The organism is Janthinobacterium leeuwenhoeki (genome assembly GCF_051380795.1).
GTDB lineage: Bacteria > Pseudomonadota > Gammaproteobacteria > Burkholderiales > Burkholderiaceae_D > Janthinobacterium.
This window is the reverse complement of sequence record NZ_JBNYXT010000001.1, coordinates 150821-171909: the sequence shown is the minus strand read 5'-3', so window position 1 is coordinate 171909 and position 21089 is coordinate 150821. Positions and strand designations below refer to the sequence as shown.

At 64.9% G+C, this 21089-nt stretch carries 13 protein-coding genes; 3 read left to right on the top strand and 10 right to left on the bottom strand.

The features are described from left to right. The first annotated feature begins 88 nt into the window (after positions 1-88). The gene (locus ACQ4WS_RS00685; RefSeq protein WP_436472745.1) at positions 89-1075 is read left to right on the top strand and encodes a magnesium and cobalt transport protein CorA; all 987 of its coding nucleotides are present in this window, start codon (positions 89-91) and stop codon (positions 1073-1075) included. A gap of 203 nt (positions 1076-1278) precedes the next feature. On the opposite strand, the gene ACQ4WS_RS00680 is transcribed toward ACQ4WS_RS00685, so the two are convergent. The 10 genes from ACQ4WS_RS00680 to ACQ4WS_RS00635 all read right to left on the bottom strand — a co-directional run bounded on the left by ACQ4WS_RS00680 (position 1279) and on the right by ACQ4WS_RS00635 (position 14327). After that, the gene (locus ACQ4WS_RS00680; protein WP_436472743.1) at positions 1279-2124 is read right to left on the bottom strand and encodes a universal stress protein; all 846 of its coding nucleotides are present in this window, start codon (positions 2122-2124) and stop codon (positions 1279-1281) included. Positions 2125-2148: 24 nt separating this feature from the next. Then, a complete protein-coding gene (locus ACQ4WS_RS00675) occupies positions 2149-3954 on the bottom strand; it encodes a PHA/PHB synthase family protein (RefSeq protein WP_436472741.1) in 1806 nt (601 codons plus the stop codon). Positions 3955-4202: 248 nt separating this feature from the next. Further along, positions 4203-5489, bottom strand: coding sequence for a DUF445 domain-containing protein (locus tag ACQ4WS_RS00670; protein WP_436472740.1), 1287 nt, complete (start codon positions 5487-5489; stop codon positions 4203-4205). Between the two features lie 59 nt (positions 5490-5548). Continuing rightward, positions 5549-6946: a branched-chain amino acid transporter BcaP gene (bcaP, locus tag ACQ4WS_RS00665; protein ID WP_436472739.1), complete on the bottom strand. Its 1398-nt coding sequence runs from the start codon at positions 6944-6946 to the stop codon at positions 5549-5551. A 211-nt stretch (positions 6947-7157) separates the two neighbouring features. After that, a complete protein-coding gene (locus ACQ4WS_RS00660; protein ID WP_436472737.1) occupies positions 7158-8945 on the bottom strand; it encodes an MFS transporter in 1788 nt (595 codons plus the stop codon). Positions 8946-8995: 50 nt separating this feature from the next. Next, entirely contained in the window at positions 8996-10090 is a 1095-nt protein-coding gene (locus ACQ4WS_RS00655) for an N-acetylglucosamine-6-phosphate deacetylase (protein WP_436472735.1), read from the bottom strand. Between the two features lie 3 nt (positions 10091-10093). Then, positions 10094-10861, bottom strand: a complete 768-nt coding sequence (locus ACQ4WS_RS00650; protein ID WP_034751280.1) for a DeoR family transcriptional regulator — start codon at positions 10859-10861, stop codon at positions 10094-10096. A 34-nt stretch (positions 10862-10895) separates the two neighbouring features. Next, positions 10896-12239, bottom strand: a complete 1344-nt coding sequence (locus ACQ4WS_RS00645) for a D-tagatose-bisphosphate aldolase, class II, non-catalytic subunit (protein ID WP_436473160.1) — start codon at positions 12237-12239, stop codon at positions 10896-10898. Continuing rightward, entirely contained in the window at positions 12239-13192 is a 954-nt protein-coding gene (locus ACQ4WS_RS00640; RefSeq protein ID WP_436472733.1) for an ROK family protein, read from the bottom strand. The genes ACQ4WS_RS00645 and ACQ4WS_RS00640 overlap by 1 nt, the downstream gene beginning before the upstream one ends. Next, complete coding sequence (locus ACQ4WS_RS00635) at positions 13179-14327, bottom strand: AgaS family sugar isomerase (protein ID WP_436472732.1); 1149 nt, start codon at positions 14325-14327, stop codon at positions 13179-13181. Before ACQ4WS_RS00635 ends, ACQ4WS_RS00640 begins: the two co-directional genes overlap by 14 nt. 357 nt (positions 14328-14684) lie before the next feature. Between ACQ4WS_RS00635 and ACQ4WS_RS00630 the strand changes: the two genes are divergently transcribed. Continuing rightward, on the top strand, positions 14685-18035 hold the full coding sequence (locus ACQ4WS_RS00630) for a TIM-barrel domain-containing protein (protein WP_436472730.1): 3351 nt from the start codon (positions 14685-14687) through the stop codon (positions 18033-18035). Positions 18036-18133: 98 nt separating this feature from the next. Next, positions 18134-21079 (top strand): TonB-dependent receptor plug domain-containing protein, encoded by a 2946-nt coding sequence (locus tag ACQ4WS_RS00625; protein WP_436472728.1) that lies wholly within the window; start codon positions 18134-18136, stop codon positions 21077-21079. Positions 21080-21089 lie beyond the last annotated feature (10 nt).

The following is a 21089-nucleotide window of genomic DNA, read 5'->3' as shown; positions in this document are numbered from 1 at the left end:
ATGTCAATGCGCTCACTCGGTTGGCATGGTTATCATGGTCTCCGCTATACTGGCCGCCCGGCATTGCCGCCCATATCAGAAAATCACCATGGACCTGAGTACCCACGCCGCCGTCGTCAATGGCGAAGCCTATCGCGACGGCAAGAAGATCGCGCACTTTGATATTGACAAGGTGGGCGACTTCCTCGGCGATCCTGATTGTTTCGTCTGGATCGGCCTGGCCAGCCCCGACGTCACGGCCATGCAGGCGCTGCAATCGGCTTTCGGCTTGCATGAACTGGCCGTCGAGGATGCACAGGGCGCGCATGAGCGGCCCAAGCTGGAAGAATACGGCGACACCCTGTTCATGGTGATGCACACGGCTACCCTCGACGGCGACGCCATCGTCTATGGCGAAACCCACGTCTTCCTTGGCCCCCGCTTCATCATCACGGTGCGCCACGGCGCCTCGGCCGGCTATGCGAAGTTGCGTGAGCGCAAGGAAAGCGTGCCCGAGAAACTGGCCAGCGGCCCCGGCTACGTGCTGTATTCCATCATCGATTTCATCGTCGACCAGTACCAGCCCTGCATCGACCATTTGCAGTCCCGCTTCCAGCACTATGAGCTGCAACTGTTCAAGCCCAGTTTGAGCGAAGACAAGCTGCAGGATTTCTACCAGCTCAAGACGGAGCTACTGAAGCTGGACGCGGCCGTCAATCCCCTGCATGACATTTGCACCCAGCTGATCCGTTTCCATGGCGACATCGTGCCCAAGGAAAACCGCATCTATTACCGCGACATTCTCGACCACGTCAAACGCGTCACGCACACGGCGGGGCAGATGCGCGAACTGGTCAATTCGGCCATGCAGGTGGCGCTGGGGCAAATTTCGATCCGCCAGAACGAGGTGGTCAAGCGCCTGGCCGCCTGGGCCGCCATCCTGGCCGTGCCCACCATGGTCTTCAGCCTGTACGGCATGAATTTCGAATTCATGCCGGAACTGAAGTGGCGCGGCAGCTATCCGGCCGTGATCGTTGTCATCATCGCCGGCTGCTACTGGTTGCACCGGCGCCTGAAGCGCGAAGGGTGGTTGTAACGAGCAGGCGATTCTTTGCCACCGCGCCGCTTCCTGGATCGGCGTCGCCACCGGCTCCTCAGAGCCGCCTCTGGCCTGTGCCAAGGCGAGCTGGGGTCGGGTGTGTTGCTCATGCTGTACTCCTGTGTGGGTGAGGGCATGAGCAGCCGCGCATGAAGCGCAGATGAGGCCGCTGAAGGAAGGCTGAAGGCCCCGTCTGCGCGCTAGTGCGACACCAGCACCGGCAGCGTCATCTCCTGCAGTACCGTGCGCGTGACGCCGCCCAGCAGCGCTTCGCGCAGGCGCATGTGGCCGTAGCAGCCCATCACGATCAGGTCGCAGTGCCGCTGGGCCGCCATGGCCAGCAGGGCCGTGCCCACGTCCTGGCCGTGCGGGGTGTCGTGCTGCAGCACCTCGATGTTGACGCCATGGCGCGCCAGGTACAGGGCCAGGTCGGCGCCTGGCTGCTCGCCATGCGCGGCCGGCTGGGCGTGCGAATTGACGACGGCCAGCGTCACCTGCCGTGCCCCTTGCAGCAGCGGCAGCGCATCGGTGATGGCGCGCAGCGCTTCGGCGCTGCCATTCCAGGCCAGCAGCGGATGTTGCGCGGTGCCCGCTGGCGTGTCGCAAGGCGCGTGCGGCACCATCAGTACGGGCCGGCCGCAATGCAGCATCAGGTATTCGGCCGTGCCGGCGATGACGCGCGACGGCGTATCCTGCGCGTCCGTCTGCCCCAGGATCAGCAAGTCGCAATAGCGCGCCTGTAGCAGCAGTGCGCCTTGCGCGTCGTCGTCGACGAAGCGCGTTTCGTAGGTGCCCAGGCCTTCTTCGCGGGCGATGCGCTCGAAGTCGTGCAGCGCCTCGCTGGCCTGGGTGCGCAGCGCCTGCATCTGCGCCGGCGCAAACTGCAGCGCGTTGACGCCGCCGCCATATGCGTAGCGCGAGATGCCGCTCATGGCCGAACCGATCAGGTGCGCCCCTTCGGCGATGGCCAGGCGCACGGCCAGGCGGATGCGCTGGGCGCAGTGGCGGGAATTGTCGACGTGGACCAGCAGGGTAGTGTAGGGCATGGCGTTTTCCTCGGTTATCGGTGTTCAGGTCTGCAGCACGTAGCTGCCCGGCGCGTCGCCCAGGTCGGGCCCCATGGCGGGCGGCGCCACTTGCGTGCCCGCGCGCTCTTCCAGCCAGGCTTGCCAGGCGGGCCACCATGAGCCGTCATGGTGCGGCACGTCGCGCTGCCAGCTGTCCGCGTCGATATAGGGCGCGTCGTGGCGCTGTGTGGCCAGCTGGTAGCTGCGGCGCGGCTGGCCCGGCGGCGAGACTACGCCCGCATTGTGGCCGCCCGAGGTGAGCAGGAAGGTGACGTCCGTGTCGCTCAGCAGCTGCAGTTTATACACGGAGCGCCACGGCGCCACGTGATCCGTCAGGGTGCCGACGGCAAAGAGGGGCGCGTCGATGTCGGACAGGGCGATGTGGCGGCCCGCCGTGTGGTAGCGGCCTTCGGCCAGGTCGTTGTGCAGGAACAAACGGCGCAGGTATTCCGAGTGCATGCGACAGGGCATGCGCGTGGCGTCGCCGTTCCAGGCCATCAGGTCGCTGCCCTGCTCATCTTCGCCCAGCAGGTAATGGCGCAGCCGGCGCGACCAGATCAGGTCGTTTGAACGCAGCAGCTGGAAAGCGCCCGCCATCTGCTTCGTATCGAGGTAACCCTGCTTCCACATGGCCGCTTCCAGGAAGTTGACCTGGCTGTCGTCGATGAACAGCGACAGTTCGCCCGGTTCCTTGAAATCGACTTGCGAGGCCAGCATGGTGAGGCTGGCCAGGCGCGCATCGCCATCGCGCGCCATGCTTGCGGCGGCAATCGCCAGCAGGGTGCCGCCCAGGCAGTAGCCGGCCGCGTGCACCTGCGGCGCGCCCGTGATGCGGGCAACGGCGTCGAGCGCGTCCATCACGCCCAGCTGGCGGTAGTCTTCCAGCGACAGTTCGCGGTCTTCTTCCAGCGGGTTTTTCCAGGAAATCATGAACACCGTGTGGCCCTGGCCCACCAGGTAGCGCACCAGCGAATTGTGCGGCGACAGGTCGAGAATATAGAATTTCATGATCCAGGCGGGCACGAACAGCAGGGGCGTGGCATGCACCTTGGCTGTCGTGGGGGCGTACTGTATCAATTCGATCAAGTCATTGCGGTAGACCACCTTGCCCGGCGTGACGGCCAGGTTCGCGCCCACCTTGAACGCTGCTTCGCCGGTCGCGCCAGCGCCCATGGCGGCGCGCTGCCAGTCGCCGGCCGCGTGGGCCATGCCGCGCGCCAGGCTGGCGCCGCCGCTCTCGAGGGCCGCTTGCTGCACCACGGGATTGGTCAGCAGGAAGTTCGACGGCGCCAGCATGTCCAGCCATTGGCGCACGGTGAACGTGACGACATCCTCGTGGTGCGGCGAGACGCCGCGCACGCCCGTGGTGGCGCGGTGCCACCATTGCTGCTGCAGCAAGAAGCCCTGGTAGACCAGGTTGTACGGCCAGCGCTGCCAGGCCGGGTCGGCGAAGCGCCGGTCCTGCGGCAGCGGCGCGATGCATGGCTGGTTCGCGCCAGCGCCCGGCAGCGCTGATTGCATGGCGTACTGTTGCCAGCGGCCGATCTTTTTCCACGCTTCCTGCAGCAGGGTTTGCTGCTTCGATGGCGCCAGCACCAGGTGGCTGAGCCAGTCGGCATAGGCGTTGCCCAGCGCCGCCGGTGAAATGCCGCCCGTAAACTTGCCCAGCCAGGCGTTCAGCAGCAAGTCCAGGCTGGCGCCTTCCGGCGCGCTCTCCGGATAGTCGGGTGGGGGCACGCCTTGCCACGCGCTACCCAGGCGCTCATGTTCAACTTGTGGCTCCGCGCTGCTAGACTGCGTCTTGCTCATCCAGGACTCCTGTCATTTTTTTACAGGATAGCAAGAGCTTGTTCAAAAAATTATGATCTACATCAAGTTTGCCCGGATGCGTGCAGCAGGCAGCCTGCCTCAGGTGTGGCCAGAAGCGCCAGCGGCCTGCGCTTCCTCGCAGATACATGCCATGAATGCCTGTACGGCGGGACGCGTGGCCTCGAATTGCTGCCGCATTTTCCATCGCATGCGGCGCTGTCCGGGGATATTGCGCGCTGGTAGTGGCGCTAAAACGCCTGGCTGACTGAGTAAATCAGCAAACCGGCCAGGCCGCCCACGATGGTGCCGTTGATGCGGATGAATTGCAGGTCGCGCCCGATGGCCAGTTCGATGCGTTCGCTCATTTCATCCTTGCTCCACAAGTCCAGGCGGGCGGCGATGAAGGTGCCCACTTCGCCCCGGTAGCGGCGCACCAGCGAGCCGCTGCCGGCGACGATGGCGTCGTTCAGCCATTCCCGCGCGCGCATATCGGCCTCCAGCACCTGGCCCGTGTTGCGCGCCAGGCTGGCGATGGCTTGCGCCAGCACGGGCTGGTCCGCATGCAGGTCGGCCAGCAGGCGCGTGCCGATGTGGTTCCAGACGTCGCCCAGCATGGTTTGTACCGTGTCGCTGGCGACCAGCTGTAACTGGTAGTGGCGCACCGTTGCCTGCCACTGCGGGTCGGCCTTCAGGTGCAGCGCGCTGTCGGCGATCCAGCCGGCGATGCGCTGGCGCAGCGGGTGCTGCGGATCAATGCGCACGGCGAGGGCGAATTTTTGCAACGAGGCGATCATGCGCGGCTCGTACGCTTTCACGGCTTTTTTCACCAGCGCGTTCTCGATCTGGAAAGCGCCCAGCACGAAGTCGCCGATGGCGGCGTGGTGCGCTTCGTCGTCCAGGTAGGCGGCGCTGCGGTCGAGCATGAAGTCCAGCAGTTCCTGCGGCTTGCCATCGGCGATCAGCGCATCGATGCAATCGGCCGCCACGTCGGACAGATTCAATTGTCCAAGATAGCTGCTGGCCTGGTCACGCAGCAGCCGGCCCAGCTTCTTATGGTCGGCCATCGCCAGCAGCTGTTTCACCACGCCGGCGCTGGCCATGCCCAGCTGCTGCGCGTGGACCTCGTCGCTGAGCCAGTCTTTCATGCGCGCGGCAGGGTCGGCTTGCATGATGCGCTCGGCGATGCCTTGTTCGGTAATGAAATGGTTTTCCACGAAGGCGCCCAGGCTGCGGCCGATGTCTGCCTTGCTGTTCGGGATGATGGCCGTATGCCACAGGGGGATGCCCAGCGGGTGGCGGAACAGGGCGACGACGGCGAACCAGTCGGCAATCGCCCCCACCATCGCAGCTTCGGCAAACGCCTCTACATAGCCCCAGGCGGGGTGGCCGCCCCGCTGCGAGCGGGCTACGGCGAAGACCAGCGCGGCCAGCAGCAGCAAGCCGGCGGCCAGCCACTGCATGTTGCGCAGGCGCGCGCGCTTGAGCTGGTCCGTGCTTTGCTCCAGCTGGGCGATGAGGTAGGGGGATGGTTGCATGGATGGCGGCCTGCAGGGTTGCGAGACCGCCATCTTACTGCGATGGCGCAGTGACGCGATTACTGTTGCGGATGCAGCAGCGAACGGCGGCGCGCGTAGCCGAAGTAGATGACCAGGCCGATCACCAGCCAGATGGAAAAGGCCACCCAGGTGACCCAGCTGAGGAAGGTCATCAGGCCGACGCACAGGATCACGGCCAGCGCCGGCACGTATGGCACGCCGGGGCAGCGGAAGGCGCGCGGCAGGTCGGGACGCTTCTTGCGCAGCACCACCACGGCAATCGACACCATGGTGAAGGCGGCCAGGGTGCCAATGTTGATCAGCTCGGCGAGGATGTTGAGCGGGATCACGGCGGCGATCAGGCCGAACACGATGCCGACTAGCCAGGTGGCGAAGAACGGCGTGTGGAAGCGCGGATGGACGGTCGACAGGCGCTTGGGCAGCAAGCCGTCGCGCGACATGGCGAAGATGATGCGCGTCTGGCCGAAGGCCATCACCAGGATCACGGTGGTCATGCCGAGGATGGCGCCAAGGTCGACGAAGCCGGCGATCCAGTTTTCGCCCGCATATTGCAGGGCCAGCGAGACGGGATGGTCGACGCCGAGGAATTTTTGGTATGGCACGATGCCCGTCATGATGGCCGAGACCACCACGTACAGCACGGCGCACACGGCCAGCGAACCGATAATGCCGATCGGCAGGTCACGTGACGGTTTCTTGACTTCCTCGGCGGCCGAGGTGACGGCGTCAAAGCCGATGAAGGCGAAGAACACCAGCGCTGCGGCGCTCAGCATGCCGTGGTAGCCGAATGGCATATAAGGCTGCCAGTTGGCCGGCTGCACGTGGCGCGCGCCGAAGATAATAAACAGCAGCACCACGCCCACCTTGATGGCCACCATGATGTTGTTCAGGCGCGCCGATTCGCGCACGCCCCAGCCCAGCATGGCCGTCAGCAGCAGCATGATGACGAGGGCAGGCAGGTTGATGAAGGTTGTCACGCCCGGCAGGGCGCCCGGCGCGGCCGTCAGGGCCGCAGGCAGGGCGATGCCAAAGCCCGACAGCAGCGACTGGAAGTAGCCGGACCAGCCGACGGAAACGGCGGCGGCAGCCAGGCCGTATTCGAGCAGCAAGTCCCAGCCTATCATCCAGGCAGCCAGCTCGCCCAGGGTGGCATAGCTGTAGGTGTAGATGGAGCCGGCCACCGGCACGGTGGAGGCGAATTCCGCATAGCACAGGGCGGCGAAGCAGCAGGCCACGGCGGCCACGACAAACGACAGCGACAGGGCTGGGCCGGCCGTCAGCGCGCCCGTACCGGTGAGCACGAAAATGCCCGTACCGACGATGGCGCCTATGCCCATGAGGACGAGGTCGAAGGGCCCCAGCACCTTGGCCAGACCTCCTGGCTTCTTGCTGTGGGCAATCATATCATCCAAATTCTTGGTTCTAAATAAGCTCACTGTGTCTCCTGGTGGTTTTTGTCATGGCGTCATTGCCGCCTCGTGAGTAGCACGACGCAGCCAGATTTTAGCCCACGCGCCCTTGATTCCAGAAGGAAAACTGTACATTGTTGTGCGCGCCAGCCCCGTAAACTTGCGAAGCAGGCAAAAAAACAGCCCCGGATGGTGGTCCGGAGCTGGAAAGGAGATTGCTACAAATGGTTACTTTGGCTTACTTTGAAAAGTGCGCTTCAATCTCTTCTAACGTCTTGCCCTTCGTTTCTGGCAGCAAAAACGCGGCCGCCAGGAAGTACAGCACGGTGCAGCCGGCGCCGAAGAAGAACAGCGTCGAATAGCCGTGCAAGCCCACGGTCGGCAGGAAGATGGCGGCGATCACCGTCGAGACGAACTGGTTCACCAGCAGGGCGATGCTCATGCCGTTCGAGCGGATGCGCGTCGGCATCAGTTCGGACAGGGCCAGCCACACGCACACGCCCGGTCCCACGGCAAAGCTGGAGACAAATACGCAGATGGCGATCGCCACCAGCCAGCCGTGCGTGGACGAGGGTACGGGACCCAGGCTGGCTTTTTCGATGCGCAGCGGCGCTTCGCGCCCGTCGGCCGGGTCGGCGAACGGGTTCAGGTGCAGCTTGCGGAAGAACACGCCGATCACGCTGTCGGCTTGCACGGCGTCTGCGCGGGCGATCGTCACCTGGTGCAGCACGGGGTCGTCGCTGCGCAGGCTTTTCACGTTGGTGAACGGGCCGTAGGCGTAGGCGATGGTCAGCTGCTGCGGCGTGCCGTCGGCCGCCGCGCCCAGGGCCGTCAAGGTGGGCGCATCGAGGCGCAAGGCCAGGCCGTCCGCTTGCACCTGGGCGGCGATGGCGGGGCGCACGTCGGCCAGGTGCGCTTCGGCGCCGCGGAACAGCAAACCGGCTGCCAGCAGCGAGACGACGATGCCGCCCGTGCCCAGCATCAGCAGGAATTTGCGGCCCTTGCGGTCGACCAGCAGCACGGCCACCACCGTCATCAGGGCGTTCAGCACTTTCAATAACACGTCCGCCATATTGGCCGAGGCGCCCGACAGGCCCGCCTGGTTCAAAATATTGACGACATAGGCGAGGATGGAATTGATACCCGTCGCCTGCGTGCAGGCCAGGATCAGGCACGCGAGCAGGAAGGGCAGCACGTAGCGGCGGCTCAGCAGCGGATCCCTGGCCTTGCCGCTCGCCTTGGCTGTATTCTCCGGCGTATCTTGCATCTCGCGCAGTTCGATGTCGGCGGCGGCGGGCAGGCGCGTGCGCAGCAGCGACTGGCGCGCCTGCTCCATGCGGCCCCGTTGCGCCAGCCAGCGCGGCGACTCGGCCAGCAGCAGCGCGCCCACGGTAAATACCAGGCCTGGCGTCAGGCAAACCCAGAAGATGCTGCGCCAGGCCTGGTCCTTGGCTGTGAAGATGGCGGCGCTGCGGCCCGCTTCCGGCAAGGCTTGCGCTGCCTGCGTGGCCGTTTCCACCGTCTGCGCCTGCAGCAGGCCGATCAGGGCGGCGGCCACCAGGCCGATGGTCAGCAGCAGCTGGAACAGGGCGGCGCCCCGTCCGCGCTGCTGCGCGGGCAGGCATTCGGCCAGGTACAGGGGCACGACGACGCCGATCAAGCCGCCGCTGATGCCTTGCAGCAGGCGGCCCAGCAGCAGCGGCGTGTAGCCGTCGGCCAGGGCGATCAGCGGGATGCTGGCGCTGAACAGGGCGCCGGCCAGGAACATCACCCAGCGCCGGCCGATAATATCGGCCAGGGCGCCGGCGAACAGCGAGGAGAGGACTGAACCCAAGAGCACGGCGGCGACGATAAAGCTCAGCTGCTGCGCCGTCAGTTTCCAGGCCACCGAGGCCGTCGATTCCAGGTAGGGCAGGGCGCCGGCGATGATGCCGATGTCTATGCCGTACAGCAATCCCCCCATGCCGGCAATAAATAGCAGGTAGCGCATGGCCCACACGGGGGCCTTGTGTGACGTGTCGTGCATGGTAACTCCGGGACGGGGTTGAGGTTGGGGGCTGGGTCTAGAGACTGAATCTAGCGGGTGGAAAGATCGATGGCCGCGCCTTCGACGAAGACGGACACTGGCTGCAAGTTGGTATCGAGGACGACGATATCGGCCCAGGCGCCGGGCGCCAATCGGCCCCGTTCGGATTCGCCCAGGTAATCGGCCGGATACAGCGACAAACGGTTCGAGGCGTCGGCCAGGTCCAGGCCCAGGTCGACGAAATTGCGCAGGGCCTGATCCATGGTCAGCACGCTGCCGGCCAGCGAGCCCGTGGCCAGGCGCACGCAGCCCAGGCATTTGTAGACGCGCTGCGTGCCCAGGCCGTATTCGCCATCGGGCATGCCGGTGGCCGAGGTGGCGTCCGTCACGCCATACAGGCGCGGGATGGCGCGCAGGGCCGCGCGCAGGGCGCCCTTGGCCACGTGCTGCAGGTCGGGGATGATTTCCGCGTACTCGGCATGCGCCAGCGCCGCGCCCACCATGCCCGGGTCGTAATGCGTCATGCCCGTCATGCCGTTATACAGGTGGGTAAAACCGGAGACGCCGGCTTTCAGCGCCGCCACGCCTTCGTCATACGTGCCGGCGCTGTGGCCGATCTGCACGCGGATGCCCATCGCCGCCAGTTGCGGGATCAGTTCCAAATGGCCGGGAATTTCCGGCGCCATGGTCAGCACCTTGATGGGGGCGATGGCGTGAAAGCGCTGCACCAGCGCCAGGCTCGCTTGCACCACGTCGGGCGGTTGCGCGCCCAGGCGGTGCAGGTTCAAAAACGGGCCTTCCAGGTGCACGCCCAGCATGCGCGCGCCGTTGGCGGGTCGCTCGGCGATGACGCCGGCCAGGCCTTGCAGGGCGCGCAGGATCGAGGGCTCTTTCGCCGTCAGGGTGGTGCCCAAGAGGGCCGTGGTGCCGTGGCGCGCATGCACCTGCGCCACGTTTGCGCCGGCGTTTGCGCCTTCCATGATGTCGACGCCGGCCGCGCCATGCACGTGCAGGTCGATGAAGCCGGGCAGAATGGTCAGCGCGCTGTCGGCGGCAGGGTCTTCTTGTATCTGGACGATGCGCTGGTCAAAGGTGATGGTGCCCGTGATCCAGCCAGATGGGGTAAGGATTCTGCCGCTCAGCATGTGTTATTCCGCTATAAAAAGTTCGATGCCCAGCTTTTGCAGCCCTTCGCGGTACTCCTGGCTGATGCTGGCATCGGTGATGACGGTATCGACGCGGTCCAGCTGCACGATGCGGTGCAGGCTGACGCGGCCGAACTTGGAGGCGTCCGTGAGGACGATGATTTTCTTGGCCCGTTCCACCATCTTGTGGTTCAGGCTTGCTTCCGCTTCGTGGTGGGTGGTGACGCCAAATTGCAGGTCGAAGCCGTCCACGCCCAAAAACAGTTTGTCGAAGCTGTAGGCTTGCAAACAGGTTTCGGCCTGGCTGCCCTGGATCGACAGCGACTGCTTGCGCAGCAGGCCGCCCGTCAGGATCAGGTCCACGCCGGGCGCGTCGGCCAGTTCCCATGCGATGTTGAGGCCATTCGTGGCCACCGTCACGCCCGTCGCATCGCGCAAATGGCGCGCCAGCGAAATGGTGGTGGTGCCCGAGTCGATGATGATGTTGTCGCCCGGCTCCACCAGCCGCGCCGCATAGGCGCCGATGCGCTCCTTCTGCTCGTGGTTGATGGCGTCCTTCTGGCGTATCGTGTGTTCAAGCGGCGGCGTGCGCGTCAGGGTCGCGCCGCCGTGGCTGCGCGTGGCCATGCCTTGCGCTTCCAGCGCATTCAAGTCGCTGCGGATGGTGACCGCGGACACGCCGAGCTTTTCCACCAAGTCGGTCACTTGCACCGAGCCCTGCTGGGCAAGCATTTGGAGGATGGATTCACGGCGTTGGCTGGTATTTCGCATGGTGGCGGGCTCAGTAAAAATGAAAATACCGAGCTTAACAGATTGCCGCTTCGGCAATGACGGCCACTGCCGCATTGCGGTTGCAGGCGCGCGCATATTGCGCCAGCAAGCTGCCGATTTTGTGCTCGATCAAGGCTGGCGCCTGCGCTGGCAGGCTGCCCTGCACCACGGCGGCGTACTGTTCCGGCAAATGCTGGCTTAATAGCGGCAGCGGAATGGCCACGGTGTCCAGGTTGGCCAGCAGCTTGCCGACGGCGGCCGCCACTTCCGGCTCGCCCCAGTAATAGCGGCAACGGTCGCTCAAGCCGTAGCGGCGCATCAATCGCTGCTCGTCCGGCGTGCCCAGGTAATGCTTGATCCAGTTCTTCGGCTTGGCCACCATCACGTCGTCGAGCACCTGCATCAGCTGCGAGGTGGCGTGCGCCGGCAGCAGTTCCTGCTCGATCTGGCACAGGGCGAACAGCGCCTCGCGCAGGGCGAAGGTGGCGGCCGGGCCCACTTTCAGGATGGCGAAATGGTCGCGTACCATGGCGTGCAGGGCGGACTCGCGCTGGTAATCGGTGGAGTGGGCTTCGAACACGAGGCCAGGCTGCTCGGCGACAAAGGCCGACAGCTCGGTGGCGGCATCCGCGTCGTAATGCTGGATGCTGCTCTGGTCGAAATCGACGCCGGGCTGCACCACCATGGCGATCACGCGGCGCCAGGCGCCATGCAGGTCGTTGTCGAGGAAGGCGCGGCGGTGCACGTCGAGGGTGCGGCGCGCCGCCTGCGGACTGGTGACGGCGCCGGCCTGCGCCAAGGACGCTTCGCCGCCGGGAATCGGTACTTCCGTGCCGATCACGTAGACGGGCGGCGCGAAGCCGGCGGCGGCGGCGGCCGCTTCGGCGACGATGCACAGGCGCGCCGAGCGGGCTGCCACGGTTTCATCGTCGAGTTGCAAAGGGTCATCCACGCAGCGCATGCTGCAATCGAGGTGGATCTTGTGGAAGCCTGCCGCCGCATACGCGGCGATCAGTGTCTCTGCGTGCTCCATGGCGGTGGCCGCATCGAGGTGCTGCCAGGCGTTCGGGCCCAGATGGTCGCCGCCCAGCACCAGGCGCTCGGTCGGGAAACCCTGTTCGCGGGCCAGTGCCAGCATGCTGTCGCGGAAAACGGCCGGCGTCATGCCCGTGTAGCCGCCGAACTGGTCGACCTGGTTCGAGGTCGCTTCGACCAGCAGCACGGTGTCGTACTCGCTGGCCACGCGCATGGCGGCGCGCAGCACGCTCGGGTGGCTGCAGCAGACGGCGTACAGTCCCACGCGTTCGCCGCGGCGGTGCGCCTTGATCACTTGCTGGATCGGGGACAAGGTAAAAGTCGGGTTTTCCGCTTGCTTCATCATGTTGACGCCTTTGTATGTTGTCGTATCAAAAGGGCCGCGCCGCGCGCGCCGCCGGCGTCGCCAAAGCGGGGCGGCAAAATGGGCGGCACGTGCACGCCGGGGAACAGGTGGCGCTTGACGGCGGCCGGCAGCTTGTCGTACAGGTGCGGCAGCTTGGACAGGCCGCCGCCGAGCACGATGACGTGCGGGTCGTAAGCCAGCACCAGGCCTGCCAGCGCGTGGCCCAGCACATCGAGGTGCACGGCTACCGTGCGCTGGGCCACGGCGTCGCCCATGTTGGCACGCGCCACGATGGCCAGCGGCTCTGCGCCATCGCCGCCAAAATGCGCGTGGAGTTTGCGCATGGCGGGGCCGGAGACATAGCGCTCCAGACAACCCGCCTTGCCGCATGGGCAGGGATATTCGGCCAGGCCATGCTGCGCCAGCAGGGTGGCGGGCAGGCTCCAGTGGCCCCATTCGCCGGCCACGCCGTTAAAGCCGCGCAGCAGCTGGCCGCCCACGCAATAGCCGCCGCCGGCGCCCGTGCCGAGAATGGCGCCGAACATGCTGGCGGCATTCTCGGCGGCGCCGCCTTGTGCTTCCGACAGGGCGAAACACTGGCAATCGTTGCCGATGGCAACAGGGCGCTGCAAGGCTTGCTGCAGGGTTTGCGCCACCAGGCGGCCGTTCAGGGCCGGCACATTGGAGCTCAGTTGCCGGCCGCTGGCGCTGTCGATCACGCCTGGCAAGCCGATGCCGACAGGCGCCGTCGTGCCCAGGGCGGCGTCGCCGCGCGCCACCAGGTCGACGATGGCTTGCACGAAGGCGGCAAAATCGTCGCCCGGCGTGGCCACGCGCTCGCGGAACACTTCCGTCAGCGCGCCGTCGTGGTCGGCAAAGGCGACCAGCTCCATCTTGCTGCCGCCGATGTCGATGCCGTGGTAACCGGCTGTGTGATTAGAATTGGTCATGGCCATAGATGGTGACGCCTTGCACGACACGGTTGACGATGCCGCCGGCGAATGGATTGTCGGGGCGCAGTTGCAGCAGCGCGGACTGGTGCAGCGCATATTGCTGCGCCATCAGCAGCCACAATGGCGCCAGCCAGGCGTCGGGCCAGGCCGGCGCGTCGGCCGCCAAGTTGGCAGATAGGTCGCCGCCGATACCCACCGTCAGGCACGCCTGCGCCACGCTGTCGCGCTGCAGCTCTTTCAGTAAATCATCTTCATACTGGCGCGCCAGCGGCTTGCTGCTGCGCAACAGGATCACCAGCGACTCCGTGGTGACGGCCGATTTCGGGCCGTGGCGGAATCCCAGCGGCGTATTCGCCATCGCCATCACGCGGCCACCCGTCAATTCCAGGATTTTCAATGCCGCTTCCTTGGCCAGCGCTTCCAGCGGGCCGCTGCCCAGGTAGACGACGCGTTGCACCGGCTGCGATCCCAGGTCCGCCACAGGCGCCGACCAGTCGCGCAAGGCTTGTTCGCCCAGTTGCGCCAGCGTCTCCAGGCGGGTCAGATCCGTGTCCTTGCCCAGTACCGACAGGGCCGCCAGCAGCATGCTGCTAAAGCTGCTTGTCATGGCGAAGCCGCGGTCGCAACTGCCTTCCGGCATCAGCAGGTTATACGTGTTGCTGTCATTGGCGCCCTGGCGCGCCAGCTTGCCTTCTGCATTGCAGGTGATGTTGAGGAAGCGCGCGCCGGGCACGACCTGGCGCAGCAGTTCCACGGCGGCCAGGCTTTCCGGGCTGTCGCCGCTGCGGGCAAACGAGACGAGCAGGGTGGGCGCGTCCGCTTCCAGGTACAGCTCATGGTGCGTCAGCAAGGTAGTGGTGGCGATGGCGCGGATCTGCGCGGGCCAGGCCGCATTGAGTGTATCGACAACGATCTCGCCCACATAGGCCGAGCTGCCGGCGCCCGTCAGGATGACGCGCTGCTGCGGGTTGGACAGCGCATCACCGAGGAAGGCGGCCAGTGCTGCCTGCTCGCTGCGCAAAATGCTGGCCAGCGCGCGCCAGATGGCCGGCTGGTGGGCGATTTCCTCGGCCGTGTGCAGGCCGCCGATGTCGCGCCAGGTTTGAATGTCACGCTGAAGAAGGGTAGTCATGAGAGGTCAGTAAAGTGTTTGTTGGGGAAAGCATAGGCACTAAATTTCGAAAAGTCAAATACGAAAGCAAAACGAAAGTAAATTGTTTGCTGACTTGCGAAATAATGTCGTTCTGATTGACGTTAACCGGACTGAATCATGTTGCGGTGCCGCATGAAACCCAGTACTGCCGCCGCTTGTCGCTGAAATGCGACGATAACGAAAGTATGTTTTGTGACATTTTGGTGAAACGTAAGAAAAATGCGCCAATTCTGGGCATTTTATTAATAAATTGTCCCTTTAACTTTCTTTTGATTGACGATATTTATTTTTCTTCTTAAAGTATTTCCATCACTTCGATTTTCTGAAAGCCGTCAGATGAAACCTCTCCCGCTTCCCCGCCGCGCCCTTGTCGCCTGTGTCCTCGCCGCCCTTGCCACGCTGGCCGCGCCGGGTCTGCATGCCGCGCCTATCGGCAATCTGCAGTCGCTCTCCTCCGTGCATGCGGCCGACGTGGCCAAGGGCGAGGCACTGGGCTGGGATCTGCGCAGCGACACGGGCATGCAGCTGCGTATCAGCCTGCCGCAGGCGGACGTGTTGCGTATCCAGGCGGGCGGCAAGGCCGGTTTGACGGGGCCGGGCGACAAGGCCGCGCCCATCGTCGTGGGCCAGCCAGCCGCGCAAGTGGCCTATACCATCAGCGAGCAGGCCGAGCATATCCTGATCAATACCGAAGCCCTGAGCCTGCGCATCGACCGCAAACCCTTGCGCTTTACCTTGTACCGCAAGGGCGATGCTGTGCCGCTGTGGCGTGAGGTGCAGCCGCTGTCGCTCGACGACAAGCAGGGCGTGCAGGTGCTTTCCAGCCTGCCGGGCGAGCGTTACTTTGGTGGCGGCCAGCAGAATGGCCGCTTCGAATTCAAGGGCAAGCAGGTGTCCGTGTCGTATTCGGGCGGCTGGGAAGAGGGCGACCGGCCGAATCCCGCGCCATTCCTGATGAGTTCAAGGGGCTGGGGCATGCTGCGCAATACCTGGTCCGACGGCAATTACGATTTGCGTGATAACGAGCAGATCTCGCTGCAGCATGCGGAAGGCCGTTTCGATGCGTATTTCTTTGTCGGCAAGGACGTGCGCGACGTCGTCGCCCGTTATACGGACTTGACTGGCCGCGCGCGCATGCTGCCCCGCTGGGCGCTGGAATACGGCGACGCCGATTGCTACAACGATGGCGACAATGTGAAAAAACCCGGTTCCGTGCCCAAGGGATGGAGCGATGGCCCGACTGGCAAGACGCCGGATGTGGTGGAAACGGTGGCGCGCCAGTACCGCGAACACGACATGCCGGGTGGCTGGATATTGCCCAACGACGGCTATGGCTGCGGCTACACGAATTTGCCGGAAACGGTGAAGGGCCTGGCCGGCTATGGCTTCCGCACGGGCCTGTGGACGGAAAACGGCGTCGACAAGATCGCCTGGGAAGTGGGCCAGGCGGGTAGCCGCGTGCAAAAGCTGGACGTGGCGTGGACGGGCAAGGGCTACCAGTTCGCCATGGATGCGAACAAGTCCGCCTACGACGGCATCCTGAACAACTCCGACAGCCGTCCCTTCCTGTGGACGGTGATGGGCTGGGCCGGCATCCAGCGCTACGCCGTGGCGTGGACGGGTGACCAGAGCGCCAGCTGGGACTACATACGCTGGCACATCCCGACCCTGATCGGCTCGGGCCTGTCTGGGCAGGCGTATGCGTCCGGCGACGTGGACGCCATTTTCGGCGGCAGCCCGGAAACCTATCTGCGCGACCTGCAGTGGAAAAGCTTTACGCCGGTCCTGATGGGCATGTCCGGCTGGGCCGCGGCCGAGCGCAAGCATCCGTGGTGGTTCGAGCAACCGTACCGTGACATCAACCGCCGCTATCTGAAGCTCAAGATGCGTTTGACGCCGTATATGTATACGCTGGTGCGCGAAGCGGAACAATCGGGCGCGCCGCTGGTGCGGGGCCTGATGTGGGATTACCCGCAAGACCCGGCCGCCTACACGGAAGCATACAAATATCAATTCCTGCTGGGGCGCGACGTGCTGGTGGCACCCGTCTACCGCAGCCAGGCCGTCAGCGGCGGCTGGCGCAAGGGCATCCACCTGCCGCAAGGCACGTGGTACGACTACTGGGATGGCCGCCAGGCCACGGCGGACGCCAAAGGGCGCGACCTGGATATGCAGGTCACGCTGGATAAACTGCCCGTGTTTGTCCGCGCCGGCGCCATCCTGCCCATGTATCCGGAAATGCTGTATGACGGCCAGAAGCCCAAGGATCAGCTGACCCTCGATATCTATCCGCATGGCGCTTCCGAATACACCCTGTATGAAGACGACGGCAATACGCGCCAGTACCAGGGCGGCGCTTTCAGCCAGCAAGTCATCCGCATGCGCCAGGCGGGCGGCGACGTGCAGGTCGACATCGGCGCCGTCGATGGCCAGTACCAGGGCCAGGAAGCGCGCCGCGGCTATGCGCTGCGCATGCTGGCGGGGCAGGCCCCGGCCGCCGTGCGCGCCGGCGAACGCCTGGTCGCGGCATCCGCCGAACGCGCCGCCTACGACAAGGCGGCAGAGGGCTGGTTCTTCGACGCAGCAGACAGGCAGGGCACCTTGCACGTGAAAGTGGCGGCGCAGGATATCCGCCAGCCTTTGACTTTGCAGGTCGCCGGCGCGCTGGCCGTGGCGAGACTCGATGCCGATTTCCCTGCCGCCCCCGTGCCGGGCCGCGGCTTGCCGGCCGACGCCATGCAGGTAGTGGCGCGTCCGGCGGAAGAAAGCGGCTACCCGCTGGAAAACGCCTTCGATGGCAAGCCGGAGACGTGGTTCCGCACCGTGCGCAGCCCGTCCGTGAAAAGCGGTCCGCACGAATGGGTGATCGGCTTTACGGAGCGGCGCCTGGTGGACGGCATCGAACTGGCGCCGCGCAACGACCAGCATTGGAAACATGGCCAGGTGCGCGACTATGAAATCTACATCGGCGACAACAACGGCGAGTGGGGCGCGCCGCTGCAGCGGGGCACCCTCAAGCTGCAGGAAGGCACGCAGACGATCCAATTCCCCGCCACGGCCGGGCGCTTGCTGCGCTTCCGCGTCATGAGCACGCAAAATCCGGAAGGCGATGGTGCGGCGTCCACCGATCCGATGGTCACGGCGGCGCAAGGTGTGCCGGTGGCGCGCGCGTTTGACGCGGCGCTGGCGACCGATGTTGCGCCCGTCACCCTGTCCGAATTCCGCGTGCTTGAGCACCGCGTGGCCGAAGGCGAGGAGGTGCAGCGCTATCTGTCGGATCTGGCGCTGCCGAAGAATATCGCGAGAGACCGGCCGGCCGGCAAGGCGGCCGAGATGCGCATGAACGGGCTGTGGTTCCGCAAGGGCCTCGGCGTGGGACCGGCCAGCCGCATCGACTTGCAGCTGGCCGGCAACTGGAATCTGCTGCGCGCCGACCTGGGCGTGGACGATAGCTGCCGCAGCGCGGGCGGCTTGCAATTCCAGGTGTGGAGCGGTGAACGGCTGCTGTACGACAGCGGCCTGGTCACGGCTCCCGGGGTGGTCAAGCCCGAAATCGACGTGCGCGGCCTGAGCCAGCTCAGTTTGCGCACTCTGGGCGCGCGCGGCGGCCAAGCGGCCCAGGTGTGCGGCAACTGGGCCAACGCCGTGTTGACCGGCACGCAAGGCGCGACAGTCAAGCCGCGCTAGACACGCATCATTTCACCAAAAAACGAGCCCCTCTTCGGACCGGGGAGGGGCTCTTGCAGCCTGACGAAAACAAATCACTTACAAAAAAGGAGATGGGAATGCACTTGAAAAAACTGATGGCCGCCATGGTGGCGGTAGGATTGGCATCGACGGCGCTGGCGGCGGAGGAGGAAAAACTGGCGCGCGTCGAAGTGACGGGCTCCAGCCTGAAACGCATCAACGCGGAAACAGCGTCACCCGTACAGGTGATCAACGCCAAGCAGATCGAAAACATGGGCGCACTCACCTTGCTGCAAGTGCTCGACAACCTGCCCGCCGCCCGTCCGGCGCAGCAGGATTTCCGCTCGATGTTCACGGGCTCGGATGGCGGTTCGCAGGCGAACTTGCGCGGCCTGGGGGCGCAGGGCACGCTGGTGCTGTTGAATGGCCGGCGCCTGTCTTTCTATGGCGCGCCGGCCGGCTTCCAGACCATGTTCGTCAATATCGACGCCATCCCGGCGGCTGCCATCGAGCGCATGGAAATCCTGACGGACGGCGCGTCGGCCGTGTATGGCTCCGATGCCGTCGCAGGCGTCATCAACGTGATTACCAAGAAGTCGTATCAAGGCCTGGAAGCGCGCGCCAATGGCGAGTTTTCGCCCAGCGTGAAAGCCTTCGGCGAGCGCCAGGCCAGCGTGCTGTATGGCCTGGGTGATCTGGCCAGCGACGGCTACAACATCTACGGTTCCGTGAACGTCTACCAGCGCGACCGCATCGCGCTGGCCGATACCTGGCGCAAGCGTCCTTCGTATTTTTATGCGAACAATCCCAATTTTATCCCGAACATGCGCGTAGGCGTCGGCAGCGAGCCAGGCACGATGAATCCCGGGACCTTCTTTGTCTTCGACAAGGCGAAGAACAATGCCCGCACCCAGCGCGCCGTGAATGGCTGCAACACCAGCATCACCGAAGCGTCGGGCACGCGCTGCGTGTGGAATGCACTGCCCAACCAGCTCGACACGGGTCCCACCTCGGAGCGGGCCACGGCCTATCTGAGCGGCCGGCTGAAACTGGGCGGTGACATGGAAGCGTTCGCGGAAGGCGCCTTCACCCACATCAAGATGCGCGGCGAGAATGGCCCGTCCAGCTTCAATAGCGGCAGCACGAACAACTGGTTCGCGCGCAATACGGGCAATACCCTGAACACCTTCGCCACGCCTTTCCTGAGCCCGAACAACGTCTACCTGAAAGGCAAGCTCGATGCCGACATGGTGGCGAAGATGGGCGGCGCGGCGGGCTTGAATTACCTGCTGCAGGATGCGACGGGTCACTTCGGCCAGAAGAACGTCGATGAAAACTACCGCGCGCTCGTCGGCCTGCGCGGCAGCATCGGCGGCGGCTGGGACTTTGAAACGGCGCTCAGCGTGGCGGGCAGCCATTCCACCCTGTTCCAGACGGCGAATATCAACATCAAAGGTTTCGAGCAGGCGTTTGGGCCGTTCACGAAAGACCCCGTCAGCGGCCGCACCTACATCTCGGACAATCCCGCCTACAAGTTCGGCGAAATCAGCGAGGCCAACGCGGCGCTTCTGCGTGCCGCCTATCCGACCTTCGCCATCGAATCGTGGACCAAGCTGATGACGTGGGATGCGAAGCTGGAAGGCACCCTGTTCAAGCTGGGCGAGCGTGAAGTGCGCGCCGCCGTGGGCACCAACATCATGCGCGAGAGCTTCCTCACGCCCGGCAACGCCGATGCGGCCAATGGCCTGATCACGCAGCAGGGCGGCTCCTGGTTCGACGGCAAGCGCACCATCGCGGCCGTGTTTGGCGAAGTAGTGGTGCCGCTCAGCGACACCTTGGAAGTCAACGCGGCCGCGCGCCTGGATAAATATCCGCATTTCTCCGCCAACCTGGCGCCCAAGCTGGGCGTGATCTGGCGCGCGCGGCCCGACCTGATGCTGCGCGGGACGTATTCGGAAGGCTTCCGCGCGCCCAACCTGGCCGAATCGGGCACGGGCGGCGTCTTTGCGCAGGTGGGCGGCATCCGCGACACGGTGCGCTGCGACGAAACGAATGCCATGGCGCGCGCACTGATGAAGTCAACGGTGGCGACGGACGCGGACCTGGGCAAGAGCCTGCTGAACTCGAACTGTTCCACGACGGTGGGCGGCCTGACGCCGCCGAACCAGAACCTGCGTCCGGAAAAAGCCAAGATTTCGACCGTGGGCCTGGTGCTGCAGCCGGCCAAGGACGTGAGCATCTCCATCGATTACTGGTTCATCAATCGCCGCGATGAAATCGTGCGCCAGGACTTCAACGAGCTGTTTACGGAACTGGTGGACAAGTACGGCCCCACCCTGGCCGGCACATCGAGCGCCATCCGCAACGACCTGACGGACACGGACCGGGGCAACGTGGCGGCGGTGGCGGCCATGTGCGCCAATCCCGCCAACGCGGGCGTGTGCGCGGGCGGCGTGCCCGGCTACTCGGTGGGCAACCTGGGCGGCTTGATCAACTCGTATTCGAACCGTGGCCGTACCCTGATGGACGGCGTGGACATCGATGCGCGCACGCGCTTTGCGCTGGGTGACTGGGGCAAGCTGAGTACCGGCATCGCCGCCACCATCCGCAAGCGCGACACCCACGACAGCGAAGACGGCAGCGACATCAAGGGCAACACCGTCGGCTACTATGATTCGCCGCGCTACCGCGCCACCGTGAATGCCGACTGGAGCTACCGCAACTTCGTCAGCAGCGTGTTTGTCAACTACTCGGGCAAGACGCGCTGGGCCTACGGTCCCTGGGACAAGGACAACACGCCGGAAAACTGCACCGCCGCCTCCGTGGCCCTGCCTGCGGGCCAGTGCAAGGGCGCGCCGTCGTACACCACGGTCAACCTGGCCTTCAGCTGGAAGCCGATCAAGCACCTGGACGTGGGCCTGAACGTGAAAAACGCGTTCAACAAGCGGCCGTACTACGACCCGAATGGCTGGGAAGGCTACAACCATAGCCAGGACCTGTTCGGCCGCCAGTTTGCCCTCTCGGCCAGCTACAAGTTCTTTTAACACGTGACGA